At 50.2% G+C, this 17,745-nt stretch carries 15 protein-coding genes and 1 pseudogene; 9 read left to right on the top strand and 7 right to left on the bottom strand.

Going from position 1 to position 17,745, the window contains the following annotated elements; translation table 11 throughout:
* The 4 genes from groL to HOM51_06500 form a co-directional block, all read left to right on the top strand.
* On the top strand, positions 1-1,240 hold a 1,240-nt coding region (gene groL / locus HOM51_06515), incomplete at its 5' end, for a chaperonin GroEL (protein ID MBT5034159.1).
* Positions 1,241-1,364: 124 nt separating this feature from the next.
* Positions 1,365-2,126, top strand: coding sequence for a hypothetical protein (locus tag HOM51_06510; GenBank protein MBT5034158.1), 762 nt, complete (start codon positions 1,365-1,367; stop codon positions 2,124-2,126).
* A gap of 75 nt (positions 2,127-2,201) precedes the next feature.
* Entirely contained in the window at positions 2,202-3,026 is an 825-nt protein-coding gene (locus HOM51_06505; GenBank protein ID MBT5034157.1) for a methyltransferase, read from the top strand.
* A 12-nt stretch (positions 3,027-3,038) separates the two neighbouring features.
* Positions 3,039-3,794, top strand: coding sequence for a sulfite exporter TauE/SafE family protein (locus tag HOM51_06500; protein ID MBT5034156.1), 756 nt, complete (start codon positions 3,039-3,041; stop codon positions 3,792-3,794).
* On the opposite strand, the gene HOM51_06495 is transcribed toward HOM51_06500, so the two are convergent.
* A complete protein-coding gene (locus HOM51_06495; GenBank protein ID MBT5034155.1) occupies positions 3,791-4,699 on the bottom strand; it encodes a LysR family transcriptional regulator in 909 nt (302 codons plus the stop codon). The genes HOM51_06500 and HOM51_06495 overlap by 4 nt on opposite strands.
* A 119-nt stretch (positions 4,700-4,818) precedes the next feature.
* Between HOM51_06495 and HOM51_06490 the strand changes: the two genes are divergently transcribed.
* Positions 4,819-7,107 (top strand): aconitate hydratase, encoded by a 2,289-nt coding sequence (locus tag HOM51_06490; GenBank protein ID MBT5034154.1) that lies wholly within the window; start codon positions 4,819-4,821, stop codon positions 7,105-7,107.
* A 57-nt stretch (positions 7,108-7,164) separates the two neighbouring features.
* Here HOM51_06490 and HOM51_06485 read toward each other — a convergent pair whose 3' ends face one another.
* The gene (locus HOM51_06485; GenBank protein ID MBT5034153.1) at positions 7,165-9,189 is read right to left on the bottom strand and encodes a methyl-accepting chemotaxis protein; all 2,025 of its coding nucleotides are present in this window, start codon (positions 9,187-9,189) and stop codon (positions 7,165-7,167) included.
* Positions 9,190-9,589: 400 nt separating this feature from the next.
* On the opposite strand from HOM51_06485, the gene HOM51_06480 reads away from it, so the two are divergent.
* From HOM51_06480 to HOM51_06470, 3 genes are read left to right on the top strand one after another with little or no spacing between them, the layout of a single operon-like run.
* The gene (locus HOM51_06480; protein MBT5034152.1) at positions 9,590-10,804 is read left to right on the top strand and encodes a hypothetical protein; all 1,215 of its coding nucleotides are present in this window, start codon (positions 9,590-9,592) and stop codon (positions 10,802-10,804) included.
* Between the two features lie 38 nt (positions 10,805-10,842).
* Positions 10,843-12,042, top strand: coding sequence for an acyl-CoA/acyl-ACP dehydrogenase (locus HOM51_06475; GenBank protein MBT5034151.1), 1,200 nt, complete (start codon positions 10,843-10,845; stop codon positions 12,040-12,042).
* A 14-nt stretch (positions 12,043-12,056) separates the two neighbouring features.
* Positions 12,057-13,118, top strand: coding sequence for an isocitrate/isopropylmalate dehydrogenase family protein (locus tag HOM51_06470; GenBank protein ID MBT5034150.1), 1,062 nt, complete (start codon positions 12,057-12,059; stop codon positions 13,116-13,118).
* A gap of 152 nt (positions 13,119-13,270) precedes the next feature.
* Here the strand turns inward: HOM51_06470 and HOM51_06465 are convergent, their stop codons facing one another.
* The 3 genes from HOM51_06465 to HOM51_06455 are packed head-to-tail and all read right to left on the bottom strand — an operon-like array spanning position 13,271 to position 15,187.
* Positions 13,271-13,675: a response regulator gene (locus tag HOM51_06465; protein ID MBT5034149.1), complete on the bottom strand. Its 405-nt coding sequence runs from the start codon at positions 13,673-13,675 to the stop codon at positions 13,271-13,273.
* Positions 13,676-13,693: 18 nt separating this feature from the next.
* Positions 13,694-14,740: a response regulator gene (locus tag HOM51_06460; GenBank protein ID MBT5034148.1), complete on the bottom strand. Its 1,047-nt coding sequence runs from the start codon at positions 14,738-14,740 to the stop codon at positions 13,694-13,696.
* Between the two features lie 12 nt (positions 14,741-14,752).
* Positions 14,753-15,187 (bottom strand): response regulator, encoded by a 435-nt coding sequence (locus HOM51_06455; protein ID MBT5034147.1) that lies wholly within the window; start codon positions 15,185-15,187, stop codon positions 14,753-14,755.
* 217 nt (positions 15,188-15,404) lie between these two features.
* Between HOM51_06455 and HOM51_06450 the strand changes: the two genes are divergently transcribed.
* Positions 15,405-16,997: a hypothetical protein gene (locus HOM51_06450; protein ID MBT5034146.1), complete on the top strand. Its 1,593-nt coding sequence runs from the start codon at positions 15,405-15,407 to the stop codon at positions 16,995-16,997.
* An 8-nt stretch (positions 16,998-17,005) separates the two neighbouring features.
* Here HOM51_06450 and HOM51_06445 read toward each other — a convergent pair whose 3' ends face one another.
* Entirely contained in the window at positions 17,006-17,218 is a 213-nt protein-coding gene (locus HOM51_06445; protein ID MBT5034145.1) for a hypothetical protein, read from the bottom strand.
* Between the two features lie 388 nt (positions 17,219-17,606).
* Positions 17,607-17,745 (bottom strand): annotated as a pseudogene (locus tag HOM51_06440) (IS3 family transposase).

The raw sequence follows: 17,745 nt of genomic DNA, 5'->3' as shown, positions 1-17,745 counted from the left end.
TTCCAAGAAAGTTAAAACCAGCGAAGAAGTTGCCCAAGTCGGCACCATTTCTTCAAATGGCGACACCTCCATCGGCGGCATGATCGCCAATGCTATGGAAAAAGTCGGCAACGAAGGCGTCATCACGGTTGAAGAAGCCAAGAGTCTCGACTCCGAACTTGATGTCGTCGAAGGCATGCAGTTCGACCGGGGTTACACGTCGCCTTACTTCGTAACCAATGCAGACAAGATGACTTGTGAGTTGGAAAATCCGTACATCCTGATCCACGAAGCTAAGTTGTCCACGCTTCAGCCGCTTCTGCCGGTTCTGGAAACAGTCATGCAGTCCAGCCGTCCTTTGATGATCATCGCCGAAGACATCGAAGGCGAAGCATTGGCAACCTTGGTTGTTAATAAACTTCGTGGCGGATTGAAAATTGCTGCCGTTAAAGCTCCTGGCTTTGGCGACCGCCGGAAAGCCATGCTGGCTGACATCGCCATTCTTACCGATGGTCAAGTCATCAGCGAAGACCTTGGCATCAAATTGGAAAACGTTGACCTGACCATGTTGGGAACGGCCAAAAAAGTTTCCATCACCAAGGACGACACCACCATCGTTGAAGGGGCGGCTTCCAAGAACGCCATTTCATCGCGCTGCAACATGATCCGTAAGCAGATCGATGAAACTTCTTCCGAATACGACAAAGAAAAACTGCAAGAGCGTCTGGCCAAGTTGGCTGGTGGCGTTGCCGTTATTCGCGTCGGTGGTGCAACTGAAATCGAAGTTAAAGAGAAAAAAGACCGGGTAGACGATGCCCTGAACGCGACCCGCGCTGCTGTTGAAGAAGGCGTGGTTCCAGGTGGCGGAACGGCTCTGCTGCACTCCACCAAGATCTTGGCGAAGCTAGAAGGTGCCAACAACGATCAAAGCGTTGGTATCGATATTGTCCGTCGTGCGTTGCAATCTCCGATCCGTCAGATCGCTGAGAATGCTGGTTTCGACGGCGCGGTTATCGCTGGCAAGGTACTTGAAGGCAAGGGCGCAACCTTTGGCTTTGATGCTCAAGCCGGTGAGTACACCGATCTGGTCAAATCTGGCATCATCGATCCTGCTAAGGTTGTTCGGACCGCGTTGCAAGACGCTGCTTCCGTTGCGGGTCTTCTGATCACGACCGAAGCTATGGTCGCTGAAAAGCCTGACGACAAGGGTGCTGGCCCGGCCATGCCTGACATGGGCGGTATGGGCGGCATGGGAATGTAATTTCCCCGCTAGCCTGCCTGATAACTTGGTCGTTAAGATCAAAAATTGGGGCTGTCCTTCGGGGCAGCCCCTTTTTTTTGTCGTGAGCCGGGTTATGATCTAAGTGTGTACCAAGGAGATGTTCATGGCGATGCTCGCGGGTTACGGTTTATTTTTGATCGATAAGATTTTGCCGACCGTGCCATCGCGGGCAAACATGCTTAGTCTTTCACGGATGAGCATAGGCTGGGATGTTGATGACCTTCTTACAAACCTAAATCAGCGCAATCAGGAATATGATGGTGCCATTTTGGAACAAATTCGTTCTATGGGGGGCAGATTTAGCAGTAAGGAATTCTTCGAACTATTGGGATTTAAAAAGTACGACGATTTGGATTTTGATGATTCCGAAGGTGCCACTATTATTCACGACATGAACACGCCGGTGCCTGAGGCGCTGCATAATTGTTTCGATTTTGTGTTCGAAAACGGCACCCTCGAACATATCTTTGATATTAAAACCGCGATCAGTAACGTTGCCCGGATGGTTAAGGTTGGAGGTGTGGTCTCGCACGGATCGCCACTCGATGCTTTCAATCACGGGTTTTATAACTTTTCGATCAATTTTTTTAATGATTTCTATCGGGCGAATGGGTTCGATGATTTGGAATTTTACGTTGTGCGCTATTCTTCCAACTGGCGTCATAATCAAAAAGTAAACGTCGAGGCGCTGCCTTACACCTTTGATGAATTTAGCTTCGACCCAGGAATGTATACATCTGAATTAAATAAGGCGTACATCGCCTGCCGGGCGCAAAAAACTGAGCATGTGTCGAAGATAATATCACCAGTTCAAGCAGCCTATGACCGAAACAAGGGACATCAGAGCCTGCTTACCAAATGGTAGACGCCAAAAGTTGCGCAAATCGGATTGTCGGGTTACATGTTGCCAAAGAATTCATTCGATCAAAGGAGCGATCCCATGCCTGAGCAAGGAACCGTTGAAGCCGATCTGACCTATTGCGTTGATACAGGTGTAAAACCAGTCAACGAAACATTTGGCGAAGGCAATGTCGAACGAAAATATACTGGCACCTTTTCCAGTCATAAGATGGCGATCAGCGATGGCCGCAAAGTCCGTGATCAATTCTCACTGGAGGTTCACGGATTTGAGCTGGTTGATCATGAAACCCAGGTAAAAAACTTTTTAGATGAGGACGAAATTAAGTCGGTTTATTACCCAGAGGTTGAACAACTCATCAAAGACCAAACGGGCGCATCTCGGGTCGTGATCTTCGATCATACGGTTCGCATTGGGGACGAAGAAAAACAATTGGCGCACCAAGTGCGTGAACCGGTTCTGAGAGTTCATAACGATTATACGGATTGGTCAGGCCCGCAACGGGTTCGCGATTTGTTGCCACCGGATGAAGCTGATGAACTTCTCAAGCATCGGTTTGCCATCGTCCAGGTGTGGCGCCCCATTCAAGATGTTTTGAAGACGAACCCACTGGCGATTGCTGATTCTCGTAGCCTTGAGACCTCAGACTTGATCGTATCGGAACGGCGGTATCCCGACCGGGTGGGACAGACTTATCAGATTACCCATAACCCGGATCACGAATGGTTTTACTTTCCGAACATGACGCGAAATGAAGCCATTGTGTTTAAGGTCTATGAATCGGAAACAGATGGCCGGGCGCGCTATACCGCGCATACATCTTTCAATGATCCGACAACGCCAGCAGGTGCACCGCCTCGCGAAAGCATAGAGATGCGTACGCTTGCGTTCTTCGCGCCGAACTAAGTGACGGGAGGCATGTGGCCGACTGAACTTGTCTTAATCGTCGCGGCAACATTTATCGTTGCTGGGATGGTGAAGGGCGTCATTGGCATGGGGTTGCCGACAATAGCCTTGGCTGCATTAACTGCGATGCAGGGGCTTGGCGATGCGATGGTACTTCTGCTTGTCCCTTCATTTGTGACAAACTTTTGGCAAGCCTGTGTTGGTGGCGCGCACCGCGAAATATTTAGGCGGTTTTGGTTGTTTCTGTTGAGCGGCGCGGTGTGTACTTGGTTTGCCGTTGGATTGATTGAAATGACCGATGCAGCCCTTCTGTCTGGATTGCTGGGGGTGTCCGTAGTGGTCTATGCGGGGTATGGCTTATTCGGGCCAAGCCTGCCAAAACTGGGACCGAGTGAACGCGGAATTTCATTTGTCATGGGATCAATGAGCGGTGTGTTGAGCGGTTTGACTGGGTCATTCACTTTGCCAGCGGTGCCCTATTTTCAAGCCCTTGCCCTGCCCCGTGATTTTTTAATTCAACTCATGGGAACTTGGTTTACGGTTGCGACGCTTATTCTGGGCTTGGCGTTGCAGCGGCATGAATTATTACCGTTGAACTTGGGTCTGTTATCAGCGGCCGCTGTGGTGCCAGCAGTTATTGGCATGGCAGTCGGCCAAAAAATTCGCAAAAGATTATCAGAAAAATTATTCCGCAAGGTGATGTTTGGGGCACTGTTGGTGTTAGGTTTCTATATCACCTGGGGAGCCGCAAATTCTTACATAGTTTAATGAGCCGCGTGACGAACCATCTCGACGAAATGGCGCGCTGCAGAGGAATGATCGACCGACCTGCACGCTAAGTTGAGCGGCGCCATCAATTGGGAATTTGGCGAGAGCGAGCGATAGGCGACCCCGGTCATTTGCAACTGACGCAAAGACTCTGGCACCAGTGACACACCAAGCCCGGCAGCAACTAGGTTCAACGTCGAGAGAATGCGCGGTGCCTCCTGGGTAATTTGCGGTGTGAACCCGCCCTTGTGACACGCGGCAATAATGGAATCGTAAAAGCCAGGACCGGTTCTCCGCCGATAAAGAATAAAAGGTTCAGCCGCCAGTTCGGCAATTTCCAACGGTTTGTTTTCGGCCTCAATGTTTGGGGGTGCCAGCGGGTGATCGTTTGGCAGGGCCGCGAACATTTGCTCTTCCAGCAATTCATAGACGGCCAGCCCTTGGGAGTCTGATACAGGAGAGCGAATAAACGCGGCGTCGAATTCTTCAGACCGGAGCCCGGCAACCAGCTCACTGGTCCCAGCTTCTTCCAGGACCAGGTTCACCCGGGGGTAGCGCTCGCGGAATTTTCGAATGATATCGGGCACAAAAGGATGAAACGGCGCAGAACTGGTAAAGCCGACGACGACGGTTCCCTGTTCGCCACGCGCCGTTCGTTCCGCCTTGGCGCGGGCTTTTGAGACCTGAGCCAAGATGATCTGGGTGTCGGCCAAAAATGACCGGCCCGCGTCAGTTAACTCTACACCCCGCGGTTTTCGGCGGAAGAGTTGGACGTCCAATTCCGCCTCCAGAGCCTTAATTTGCTGACTCAAGGGCGGTTGCTGAATGCCAAGGCGCTCGGCGGCCCGGGTGATGTGACCTTCCTCGGCTACCGCCAAAAAATATCGAAGATGTCTTAATTCCATACCATATATTTAACATATGGATTTTGATAAAACCAGATATTTAAAATATGAAAATGGCGGCGTACAGTCTCGCCAACGCAAAATTGCGTAAAAAAATTAGATACCTAGGAGGACTTAAAATGACTGCCGTTGACTCAACACCTGAACTTGTCGCTAACGTTTTTAAGACGATGGCACGAAATCAAGATATTGTGCGCGACCGACTTGGCCGCCCGTTGACCCTTGCTGAAAAAATTGTGCTGGGCCATTTGGATGCGCCTGAGACCCAAGGTTTAGAACCCGGAAAAAGTTACTTGTCGCTACGTCCCGACCGTGTCGCGTTCCAAGACGTGCTGGGCCAAACCGGGATGCTGCAATTCATGCAAACGGGACTTGAGCGGGTGGCCGTGCCAACGACTATCCATTGCGACCACTTGATCCAGGCACGGGGCAATGGTGCACAGGACTTGGAAGACTCAGTTTCGGAAAATCAGGAAATTTATAATTTTCTGCGATCTGTCGCGGCTCGTTATGGCGCCGGATTTTGGGCCCCAGGTGCCGGGATTATTCATCAGGTAAATCTTGAAAATTACGCTTTCCCGGGGGCCATGATCATCGGCACGGATTCACATACACCAAATGCAGGTGGCCTTGGTGCGTGCGCGGTCGGGGTGGGTGGCGCAGACGCTGTCGAAGTAATCTCAGGCCTGCCGTGGGAGCTGTTGTACCCGCGCCGAATTGCGGTCTACCTAACTGGCCAGTTAAACGGCTGGACGGCGCCGAAAGATATTATTCTCTACGTCGCCGGAAAGCTCGGCGTCTCTGGGGCGACTAATGCGATTGTCGAATACATTGGCCCGGGGACTGAGACAATTAGTGCCACCGGCAAAGCCACAATTACCAACATGGGTGCAGAGCTTGGAGCAACGACTTCAATGTTCCCCTATGATGAACGCATGGCAAAGTATTTGCGGGCGACCCACCGTGAAGAACTGGTGCCGATTATCGAACGATCACGTGATTTGCTGACACCGGATCGGGAGGTCGTGAGTGATCCTGAAGCGCATTACGACCAAGTGATCGAACTCGATTTAACGACGCTGGAGCCCTATGTAGTTGGACCGCACTCGCCGGATCGTGCGCGACCTATTTCATCTTTAGCCAAAGAAATAGCCGATCCCGCCAACGGATTTGTCGAGGATATTTCCGTGGCCTTGATGGGCAGCTGCACGAATTCTTCGTATGAAGACATGAGCCGGGCGGCCGATATTGCTGAGCAGGCCAAAGCGCGTGGACTAACCACGTCCGTGCCCTTTCTCGTGACTCCAGGGTCAGAGCAAGTCCGGGCGACCATTGATCGTGATGGCCAAATGGCGTCACTGACAAATTTTAACGGAACAGTGCTGGCGAACGCGTGTGGGCCCTGCATCGGGCAATGGAAGCGGGCGAAGGCGATGGCCGGCATGCCCAACACCATCGTCACATCTTACAATCGGAATTTCCCTGCCAGGAATGACGGACAAGCGACGACAATGAATTTTATTGCCAGTCCGGAAATTGTGACGGCGTTTGCCCTTGCCGGGCGTCTTTCTTTCAATCCGCTTACCGATGCGCTCACCGATACAAATGGCAAAAGTTTTCACTTATCGCCGCCCCGCCCTGCGCCTGAAGTACCCGCCAACGGTTTTGACCGGGGGCAGTCGACATACATAGCGCCGCCAGAAGATGGCTCCGCTATCGAGGTCAAGGTTGATCCGACAAGCGAACGTCTGCAAGTAATGATCCCTTGGAAACCTTGGGACGGAAGCGATTTTGTAGAGATGCCTGTTTTGGTGAAAGCAAAGGGTAAGACAACAACGGATCAAATCTCTCCTGCTGGCCCGTGGCTTTCACTGAGGGGACACCTCGACCGCTTCAGCGATAACTTATTGATGGGAGGGAACAACGCTTTCACAGGGGAGGTGGGCAAAGGATTAAACGTGCTGACGGGCGAAAAGGGTCAGGCATTTTCTAAAGCTGCGCGTCATTATCAATCCCAAAACGTGAAGTGGATTATTATAGGCGACCAAAATTATGGCGAAGGCAGCAGCCGTGAACACGCGGCCTTATCGCCCAGGCTCTTGGGCGGCGTCGCGGTCATCGCCAGAAGCTTCGCCCGCATTCACGAATCTAATCTAAAGAAGCAAGGTCTGTTGGCGCTGACATTTAAGGAGCCAGATGACTATGAGCGTATCCAAGAAGACGACCGAATTGGTCTTGTTGGCTTGTCTGAACTATCCCCTAACCAGCCGGTTGAATGCCGAATTACGCACGCCAACGGAACCCATGAAGTTATATGGCTTAGCCACTCGTTCAGCGACTCTCAGCTTGAGTGGTTTCGCGCGGGCTCGGCATTGAATTTGGTGCGTGATAAAACGAACAAGAGTTAAGACATAAAAAAACGCCTCCCGGAATTTACTCCGGGAGGCGTTCGAAGAGTTAAGGTGTTAGGCTGCCCGAATATCGGCCAGGAAAGTATTCACTTCACTGCTTAGGCTTTCAGCCTGTTCGGACAATTCATTGGAAGCACCCAGTAACTCTTGAGCGGAGCTTCCGTTTTCCGTTGCAGCTTGACTGACACCGGAAATGTTCGTCGTTACCTCTTCCGTGCCGCCCGCGGCTTCTTGAACGTTGCGGGCAATTTCGTTGGTTGCAGCGCCTTGTTCTTCGACGGCAGAGGCGATGCTGGAGGCGATCTCATTGATCTGACCGATGGTGCCAGTAATGTTGCCAATGGCACCTACCGCATCTTGAGTTGCAGACTGGATCGCACCAATTTGGCCGGAGATTTCTTCGGTCGCTTTCGCCGTCTGATTGGCCAAGTTTTTAACTTCGCTCGCAACAACCGCGAATCCTTTGCCGGCGTCGCCAGCTCTTGCAGCTTCGATGGTTGCGTTCAGCGCTAGGAGGTTTGTTTGTTCGGCAATGTCAGAAATCAGGCCGACAACCTCACCGATCTTATTGGCCGCTTCTGCCAATCCTAGAACTTGTTCGTTCACCCGTCCTGCTTCGGTGACTGCACCTCCGGCAACATTGGCGGATTCTGCAACTTGGCGGGAGATTTCATTTATCGAGGAAGAGAGCTCTTCCGCTGCCGTCGCGACCGTTTGAACATTTGAAGATGCACGTTCAGCGGCTTCTGCCACCATACCAGCTTGACTGGTCGTCTGTTCCGCAGTTGCAGACATCGATTGCGAAGAAGACTGCATCTGGGTTGCAGCACCAGAGACTGCAGTAACAATGCCGCCGATGGATGCTTCGAACCGATTTGCCATATCCAGGCTTGCTGTGCGCTGTACTTCAACAGAACGTTTCTCAGATTCTTCTTGTTCGACTTTAAGGCGTTCGGTTTCGGCCAAGTTTTCTTTAAAGACAAGCAAAGCGCGGGCGAGAGTGCCGACTTCGTCTTTATTCTCAGTCGCTGGAACCTCAACGTCCCGTTGACCGTTCGCCAGTTGCGATGTTACTTCAGAAATATTTGCCATGGGCCGTGTAATCGACCGCATCACCAGGACGCCCAAGCCAAGCAAAAGGCCGACGGCAACTAAGAAAGTGACGATTAGCAATGTGCCCACAGTTTTCCCAATCGCATGGGCTTCTTGTACCGAGCGCTCCAGTCCTTCTTTCGCAAATTTATGAAGCGCCTTGCTGGCTGGCCCCATTTCTTTGTAGATGGCGCTGAGACGTTTAACGTCGGGGATCATTGACAGGCTAAGCGCACCGAACTTTTTCATCTCTGACTGATAGCTATCCATCAAGGACGTTAGTTCTTTTTTATCCTTAGCTGAAACTGTCGTCTTTGCCAAAATGGCGTCAAATTCGGTCCGTCGTTTTACAATTCGGCCCAAGTATTTTTTGGCACCACGCATCATGAAGTCTTTTTCATGGCGGCGCATCATCAGCATCTTGACGGTTAAGGCATCAAGCTTCATTGCTTTCAGCTTTGTTTCAACGCCGTGCACGGCCTTCCGCAAGCTGCCTTTTAAACCGGACTTTTCGTTTAGCCCCAGTTGTTTGGTTTTGTCCGCAACCTTCAGAATTTGCACTTTATGTTCGTTCAGCTTTCCAATGACCCCGTCGATACTTTTGACAGCACCTGCGGCCTCAGGAATGGCTCTAATCTCTTTCAAGGTTGCAATCGCCCGTCCGTGGTCCTTGGCGTAGCTTTTGATGTACTTCATATTCTTCCGAATAATGAAATCCTTTTCACGGCGGCGCATCATCAGGGCACCTTTGTCGGATTCAAGAACGCCAATTTCGACGCGGCTGAAGGCTTCTTCCCGCGCGACGGCATGTGCAACTTTTTTCTCGCCGTAGATGTTAATGATTTCTGTGATTCCCAATGCAACGACGCCGAGCGCGATTAAAAATCCAATTCGCCAGGAAATTCCGATGTTCCCGAGGAAAGTCTTGTCGCCAGTACCAGTGTTCGTGACGGCGTCCGAGACGACGTCGGTTTCTTGATCAGACATTTTAATAGTTCCTTAGAATCAGTTGGTTGTTTAAAAGAAGTCGAAATTCGATAGTAATTAAGAGAAAACTTACGCCGCATGCACCTGAGAGTGTTCTTCAGGCCACTAAATATTGAACGCGAACATAGGCGGCTATTATTTCCGCAATATTTCCGCGAATTCGGGGAAATATTATCTTTTGTTTCAGCGGGAGGATGTAAAGTTTTGTGTTTGTAGGATTATCTACGTGTATATTATTTGTATTGGTTATTAGTATTTCCTTGCGTGAATTTCCAAAATTGAAAATCAAAAATTCTTGGTTCAAAACGAACTAGAAGCGCGCAAGGGTCTGGTTTCCTGCGGATTATTGATTATAACGGTCACACCTCAAAAATTCTGATCATTGGGAAGGTTGATCACCATGTATAATTTGCACCTCACGGCGGAACAGATTGAGTTTCGCGATACCGTGCGCAGTTTCGCGGCAAACGAAATTAAAGAGGCCGCCATTCTGCCTGCACGTTTGGAACCTTTTGAAAAACCGTTGATGATGGACTTGCTGAATTCGGTTTCTGAATTGGGCCTAAGGACTTTGACGCTTTCGGAAGAAAATGACGGCGTCGGCACCGACACGATGACATCTTGTATCGTTCTCGAAGAACTGGCGGCGGGTGATATTGATATTGCCACGGCACTGGGACAAACCGCGTTACTTGGACAACTTCTGTTCGACAAGTGGGCGTCGGCGTCCCAACGCGAAATATTTCTTTCTCAATTTGTAGAAAACGAGCAGTTCCACCTTGCGTATGCAGGTCAGGATGCGAATGCGTTGGTCGGGTGGAATTACTATGAGGACCTTCACCAAGAGCCGGGCACGCAGCCGAAAGCCACCAAAGAAGGCGACGGATGGGTCATCGACGGATCAATTGGCTTTGTTGCAAATGCACCGATTGCCAAGCTTCTGATTATTCAAGTGCAGACGGATGCGGGGTTGAGTGCATTACTGGTGCCCAGTGATACCTCCGGCCTAACGATCCACGAAGCAGCAGGACCTTTCGGCGAAGGAACCGTTCAGTGGCATCATGGCTGTGGCGCACAGGTTGACTTTACGGGTTGTAAGGTGCCGCTGGATAACGAAATTCAGAACCCTGGTGCCACCAATGATTACGCCGTTCAGGTTGAACTGCAACGGGCGGCCATTAACTTGGGCCTGGGTCAAGCGGCTTATGATACTGCCGTTGATTACACGAAGATGCGGCGCCAAGGCGGACGCATGATCGTTGAACATCAGGCGATTGGCGACATGATTGCGAATATGGCAATTAAGTTGGAACTCGCGCGCACGATGATTTGGAAAGCAGCTTGGGTAGCCGATCATCCAGAAGCCATCTCGGATCATAGCGTTCCTGATTTACCTTTGCATACGATGGCCAGCGTTTATACGGCTGAGGCTGTACACGAGGTCACACTTTTAGCGGCTGAATGCTTTGGTGCCATGGGGGTCATGCGGGACATGCCGCTGCAGAAATTCGTCAATGACGGATTCATCATGGCCCATTCCGACACCAATGATTTGGCCACAAAGCTGCGTATTGCTGAGGTGATTGTTGAATACGAACGTTCACGGGCGGCATAACGATTAAATTTATATTGAGAGACTGACGGAGACCTTTCATGGATTTTTCACTGAATGAAGAACAACGCGCTTGGCAAATGAAAGCGCGTGAATTTGCAAAGAATGAAATACGACCACTTTCGATTAAACGCGATCAGATCCCGGGTCCTTTCGATCCGTGGGACTGGGATATCATCGAGAAAGGCTCGAAGCTCGGTTTCCGCACCATGGCCGTTCCTAAGGAATGGGGTGGCGAAGGCACGGACTTTGTGACCCAGGCTTTGGTCATGGCCGAACTCGCCAAGGGTGACAGCGCGATGTCGAAGGCCTTCAGCCAGAATTGGAAATGGAGCCACCTGATTGCGAACGCGTGTAGCGATGATCAGAAAGAACGGTTTCTAAAACCATTCCTTGCCGACCATAGATACGTAATGGGGCGCGGGATTACGGAACCCAATGCAGGGTCCGATAACCGCATGCCACCAGAAATTGATCAGAAGGCCGGGTACCGGCTTCATGCGGAACGCGATGGCGACGAATGGATTCTGAACGGCGAAAAATGTTTCATCGCCAATGGCAGTGTCGGCTCGCTTTTCTTTATCGATGCACGGACCGACCCGAATGCAAATATTAAAGTCGGCGGTACGCTTTTCTTAGTCCCCAAGAGCACACCTGGGTTTCGCATTGGCAAGATTTTCAACAAACGCGGCTGGCGATTCTATCAGAACGCGGAACTGATTTTCGAAAATGCCCGCGTGCCGCATGCAAATGTCATCGGCAGTGTCGGCACAGGATCGGTTAAGGCCGGCGGTGGCGACACCACAGGTGGTGACTTGTTCGGTGATCTGGAACTTTCATCGAACGCCATTGGGGTCTGTGAAGACGCCATCGAGATGACTCTCAAATACGCTTATTCGCAAAAGCGTGGCGGAAAGCCACTTATCGATAACCAATTGGTGCAGCTCAAAATTAATGAGATGAGCATGCTGACCGAAGCCTTGCGTTCGTTCGTTATGCGGATTGCCTGGGAGCATGATCAGGGCCAGCGCTCTGCCACAGGCGTTCTTGCCGTCAACTATTCCACGGATGTGATCCAACGGGTGACACGACTGAATATGGAAGTCCATGGTGCGGAAGGCTGCATGATGAACGCGCGGGTTGATAAGCTGGTGCGTGACGCCATGGTCTGGACGCATCTGGCGGGCGATACAGTGTTGCGCATGAAGGCGGTCTCCAAGATTAAACCACCTGCTGAGTGAAGGGTTCCTAAGAAATGAAAATTGGTGTCTTGCCGGGCGATGATATCGGCTATGAAGTTGTCCCTGAAACCGTAAAAGTCCTGACTGCGGCAGCGTCCCGCACCGGGCTTGATGTCGAGTGGATTAACCTGACAATTGGTAAAGAGGGACATGAGAAACACGGCGACACGACACCGGATGTCACTGTCGAGGCCTTGAAAGAAACCGACGGTTGGATTCTCGGGCCGATTGGCCACAGCGCCTATCCCAGAAACGATCCGACATGGATCATGCCGCCGATCCGGAAATTATTCGATCTTTATGCCAGCGTGAAGCCGGTTAAATCCTATCCGAATATTCCCTCCGTTCACAAAGGTGTCGACATCGTCTTCTTGCGCGAAGTGACTGAAGGCATGCAGTCGTGGGATACGACGGTCAGTGGGACTGGTGAGTTTCGCCCTAATGATGAAATCTCCATCGGATCGCGGGTCATTACCCGTAAGGGGTCCCGCCGGGTTGCCTTGGAAGCCTTTAAGATTGCCCAGACACGGGAACGCAAGAAGGTAACCGCGGCTCACAAGGAAGGCGTCTATCGGCTGACCTGTGGGATGTTTGCAGAAGAATGCCGCAAGCTTTCCGACGAATTTCCAGATGTCGAATACAACGAGCTGAACATCGATACGATCGCGGCTGACCTGGTGATGCATCCTGATCATTTTGATGTCGTGGTCACGACCAATCAGTTTGGTGACATCTTAACAGACTTGGGCGCTGGACTTGTTGGTGGGCTCGGGCTTGCGCCTGGCCTATGTGTTGGCGAGAACCAAGCCATGTCGCAAGCGACCCATGGATCTGCGCCCGATATTTCAGGGAAAAATATCGCAGATCCCTACGCCATGATCATGTCCGGAAAAATGCTGTTTGAATGGCTCGGCCGTCGGCATAACGAACCCAAGGCGTCACAGGCTGCTGATCTTATTGACGTCGCAATGGAAAAGGTGATTGCTGAGGCAAAGACCTTAACCGGCGATCTTGGCGGAACGGCCAGTACTCAGGAAATGGGCGACGCAATCGCGGAGGCTGTTGCCAGCAGTTAAAGCTGCGCTACTTGTGAACGAACCTGCTCATCCGAGCGTCCTTCGAGACGCCGCTGGCGTGGCTCCTCAGGATGAAGAATCTTTTTGAAATTAAATTAAATCTTCATCCTGAGGAGACTGCAACGCAGTCGTCTCGAAGGACGTGGCGGTGTCTAAAGCCCCATCACACGGCGTATGTGGCGGTCTAAGTCTTCTAAGGTTGCCGGTTTGACGATGAAGCCGTCGATCTTATGGATGCGCGCTTTCTCAACGTTACTGTCGGTGTCCTTGCCCGTCAGAATTAGGATCGGCAGCTTCTTGTATTCGGGGACGGTGCCATAGCGCACCCGACGGACGAATTCATAGCCGTCCATTTCAGGCATTTCGATATCGCAGATGACAAGGTCAATATTTTTCGGATCCTCAGCCAACTTATTCAGGGCTTCCGCACCGTCGCCTGCCGTGATTATCCGTCCGACGCCTAATTTTTCTAAAATTCGCATGACGAAGCGCTGGGAGAATTCTTCATCCTCCACAACAAGGATATTAATGGACTTGAAATTATTTTCTTCGGTCATTGCTATTAACCCTTAATCTTAACGCATCCCCGTGCATTCGATGACTTCCACACTTCCTTTGCCCTTGATCTCTATGCCACCAAGAGATTTTCCTTCGCAGTTATCTTGAACCTGCATCCAAGAATCATAGGTCATTGTGATTGTACCCGGTCTACCAGGGCCGGTCATGCGTGCGGCGGTGTTTACCGTATTTCCCCAAACATCAAATTGGTACTTATCATGGCCAACAATACCGGCAACGACGGGGCCTAAGTGAACACCAATACGAACCTCCCAATTGGGTGCCGTCTCACGGGCGGCTTCAATCATATCAAATCCTGCCCGAACTGCTGACAAAAGTGGATCGCCACAGGGGCGTAGCAATCCTGCGGACGCCATGAACTCATCGCCGATGGTCTTTATTTTTTCCATATCGTGAGAGTCTGAAATATTTTCGAATTTTTCAATTAAGTTCTGGAGACCGTTTACAACCTCTTCCGGTGAATGGCTTTCGCAAAAGGACGTAAACCCGACAATATCACAGAACAGCAGCGCCACGCCCTCGTAGCGACGGGGATAGACATGACCGCTGGATTTTAACTCACTGGCAGCGGCGGACGGCAGAATAACGTTTAGCAGTTCATCAGACCGTTTTTTTGCCATTTTAATTTCATTTAGAAAAGATGCCTCGCGGTCGCGCATTGCTTTCTTTTCCAACGACGCCCCCACCCTGGCACGCAGTAAGACCGGGTTAAAGGGTTTAGGAAGGTAATCTTCGGCACCCAACTCGATACATTTCACAATGCTATAAATATCTTCGACAGCGGAAATCATAATGACCGGTATATTTCTGAGACGCATATCTGCCTTCAGATGTTCTAGTACTGCATAACCGTCCATTTTCGGCATGTTGACATCAAGAAATATTAGATCAAAAGCTTGTTTCGTCACCAATGCGAGAGCCTCGCGCCCGTCTTCGGCCGTGGCCACGTTTTCGTATCCTTCTTCATTTAGATGCCGAACGATAAGACCGCGATTAAAGGGCTCGTCTTCGACAACAAGCAAAGACACGTCGTGGTTCGTCATTTCAAAGGTATCTCAGAACTGTTTTAGGCGGTCGGGGTCAATTTGAGGAGAGTTCAGTGCCAGTACCAACCTGCTTTCTAGAGCTTGCTTTGAAACAGGCTTAACAAGGAACCCGTTAATTCCCGCATTTACAGCATCTTGAACATGGGCTTCGTCGCTATGTCCGGTGACCACAAGAACGGGGATGTCTCTATGCTCGATCTTCGGAAGCGTGCGGAGTTTTTGGACAAACTGAAAGCCATTGAACTCAGGCATTTCCAAATCGCAAATGATGATGTCTAAGCGTCTACGTGACTGGAGAATGGCGGTTATTCCCTTGTGTCCGTCTTCGGCTTCGACAACGTCCTTTATGCCAAGGTCATTTAAAACCCTAATGATCAACTGGCGCATGAACGGCTCATCATCAATCACGAGAATTCGCAATTTAACAAGATCAATGGTGCTCATTATTCTCCCCTCTTCTAGCACGCCGGTTTGTACACCGAAGAAAAAACTGCAACACTCCACAGGAACGATGCGGTATTATCGCTGGCCTCTCTGCCCGTCAGCAGAATACTAGGCTCGTGAAATTAATACAAATAAAGTGGGACACCCTCTAATATTTGCGCCACATCCATTGTACACAAATTAGTATATTTTGGGTGAAATTTAAGGAGAGAGAAAATTGGCTTCGGTTCAAAAAGTAGTTGGCGCGATCACACAGCTGGTTTTTGGAAAAGATCAGAAGGCGAGTGCGACTAAAAACAAACGCCCGTCAAAGGTAACGGAGGCGCGCCCCGAAAGATCTAAGTCGGCAAGAAGTGAGTCCAAAGTTAGCTCGGATCAAAAAGAACTGTCGTCTCTCACTAAACTTGAACTGCATTTAAACAACCTTTCTCAGAAGGGCGAAGTAGCAGTAGCAGGCAAAGTTCAGGTTTTGGTATTAGATGAATTGCGGAACCGCCTTAAGTCGGATTGGGACCGCTTGAGTGACCGGGTTAAGTTTATTGTCGAGAGTGCCATTAAAAAGCACATTGGCGCAAAAGACATGTTTTGTCCCTATGGCGAACTAGGATATCTGCTTGTCTTCGCCAATTTAACGGAAGACCAAGCGACCTTAAAATGTGTTCTCATCCGCGAAGAAATATTCAAGGTTCTTTTCGGTAATTCCGATTCTGACGACGTTGTTAGTTCAGGGGTTTTTAAACAGGAATTTGTTCAGATCATAACGGCTGTTACGTCGGTCTCGAATGAAATTGAGCTTCGCCCCCTTGAAGATGTTGATGGATTGTTCAATCGCCTTCAGAAGGCCTCAGAAAATAGTGAGCCCAAACGAAAGAAGCCGGATCAAGACATGGTTCTTAGTGAAGATCAGGGCTCGGCTAAAGATAAGGACAACAAATGGGTCGAAGAGACCGACGAAGGGGCAGACGATACGGACGACACTGAAAGCCAGCAAACTTCGAGTAAGAAGGCTGATGCAAAGTTAGCAAACTGGAAAACAGATCAAGTTAGTGAGGAAGTTATTTTAAAGCCTCTCCAAGGTCTGGAATATGTTTACAGACCGCTGTGGAATACCGGATCAAAAAAAGTCAGTTATCTTGTCGCGTTGCCGAGTCGGAAGCTTCCAAGTGGACGGTTGGCTGTCGGTTACGAGGCTGTTGGACGCGGCATAAATGAGGGAACGTATGTTTCTTTAGATTTAGAGGTCCTGTCAAATGGCCTCAAGATGACCACATATTTGGGCTCTCTCGGTGCCGGGGCCAAATTAATTATCCCGGTCCATTTTCAAACATTGGCCTCCGCCCACTACCGGGGTGACTATAAGGCAGCTTGCAGCAAAATTCCTAAACACCAGCAGAAAGATTTGGTTTTTGAGATTATTGGAATTTCGCGTGGTATTCCCAGGTCTCGGTTACAAGAACTGGTAATGGGAATTCAACAATACGGCGACGCGGTTGTGATCCGCATGGAGATTGAAAACCCGGAATTTTCAGAGCTTAAACATATCGGCGTTAATTTAGTTGGGTTCTCATTAGACGAAAAAACTGTGAATGACGAACAAGCCCTAAATTTGATCGGGAATTTCGTGAACGCTGCTTCTTCTGTCGGTCTTCAAGTCTATGCCGCTGGAATACCGTCGAAGAATATTTCTACGATGGCGATTGGTTTAGGGGTGTCGTTAATTGGTTCCCCCTTCGTGTCATCGGCAGCCGATATTCCTGTACAATTTAAGGAATATAATGTCGCCAACTTATTTGGCCATAACGTTTATTAAGCTCGAATTTAAAGTCCTGTTCGGTTGCCAAGAACTTCAGTAAGAGTTTCTTGCGTGATGGGTTTGGTGATGTGGCCGAGCACATTCATTTGCCGATACTTGGCTATCCCTTCGGCAACGAGCAGGATTTCTTCATCAGCGCTACTTACAATAACGATAGCTCCGGAATAGTTCCGATCCGCTAAATGGCGAAGGAGCTCCGCACCCCCCATATCCGGCATGTTGAGATCAACTAACAGGACATCTGGCTGGGTGGCTGCGTTAAGGCACGGTCACTGGTTAAGGTTGTCGATGGCCTGGCGGCCCTCGGGTACGTTGAGAATTTTCCGGGATTTAATGATCGAATTTCGGGGATTGGCAGAACATCTCGATGTCAAGCCAATGAACCCTTTATCGGCAGGCTTCAGGATGAATTTGGGTTTTCCCCGGAGCTGCTGCAGCATAGTGGAGTTTTTGAATTAATTCGTTTGAAAGATTGCGATAAAAATTTGATCAATTACCCGGAGACGCCCCAGACGGAAGCAATGCGGGCTAACGTCTCAGCATACAATGAACGGCTTCGGGGAGCGTCTATCGGCCTCTCCGACGATGGACAGGTCCGAGCGGCTACAGCCAACCTTCATGTGTCCTGATATAGGTTATATCAGTCACCCAGGCTTGATCCGGCACCTCTACATTGAAGGCCCGCGCTAAATGATTAGGAGCGACAACCGCTGGTTTGCCACCATAAAAGCCAGCTTTGCGTTTA

Source organism: Rhodospirillaceae bacterium, from assembly GCA_018660465.1.
GTDB lineage: Bacteria > Pseudomonadota > Alphaproteobacteria > Rhodospirillales > JABJKH01 > JABJKH01.
Note: the sequence above shows the minus strand (reverse complement) of the source record. Positions and strands in the feature narration are given on the sequence as shown.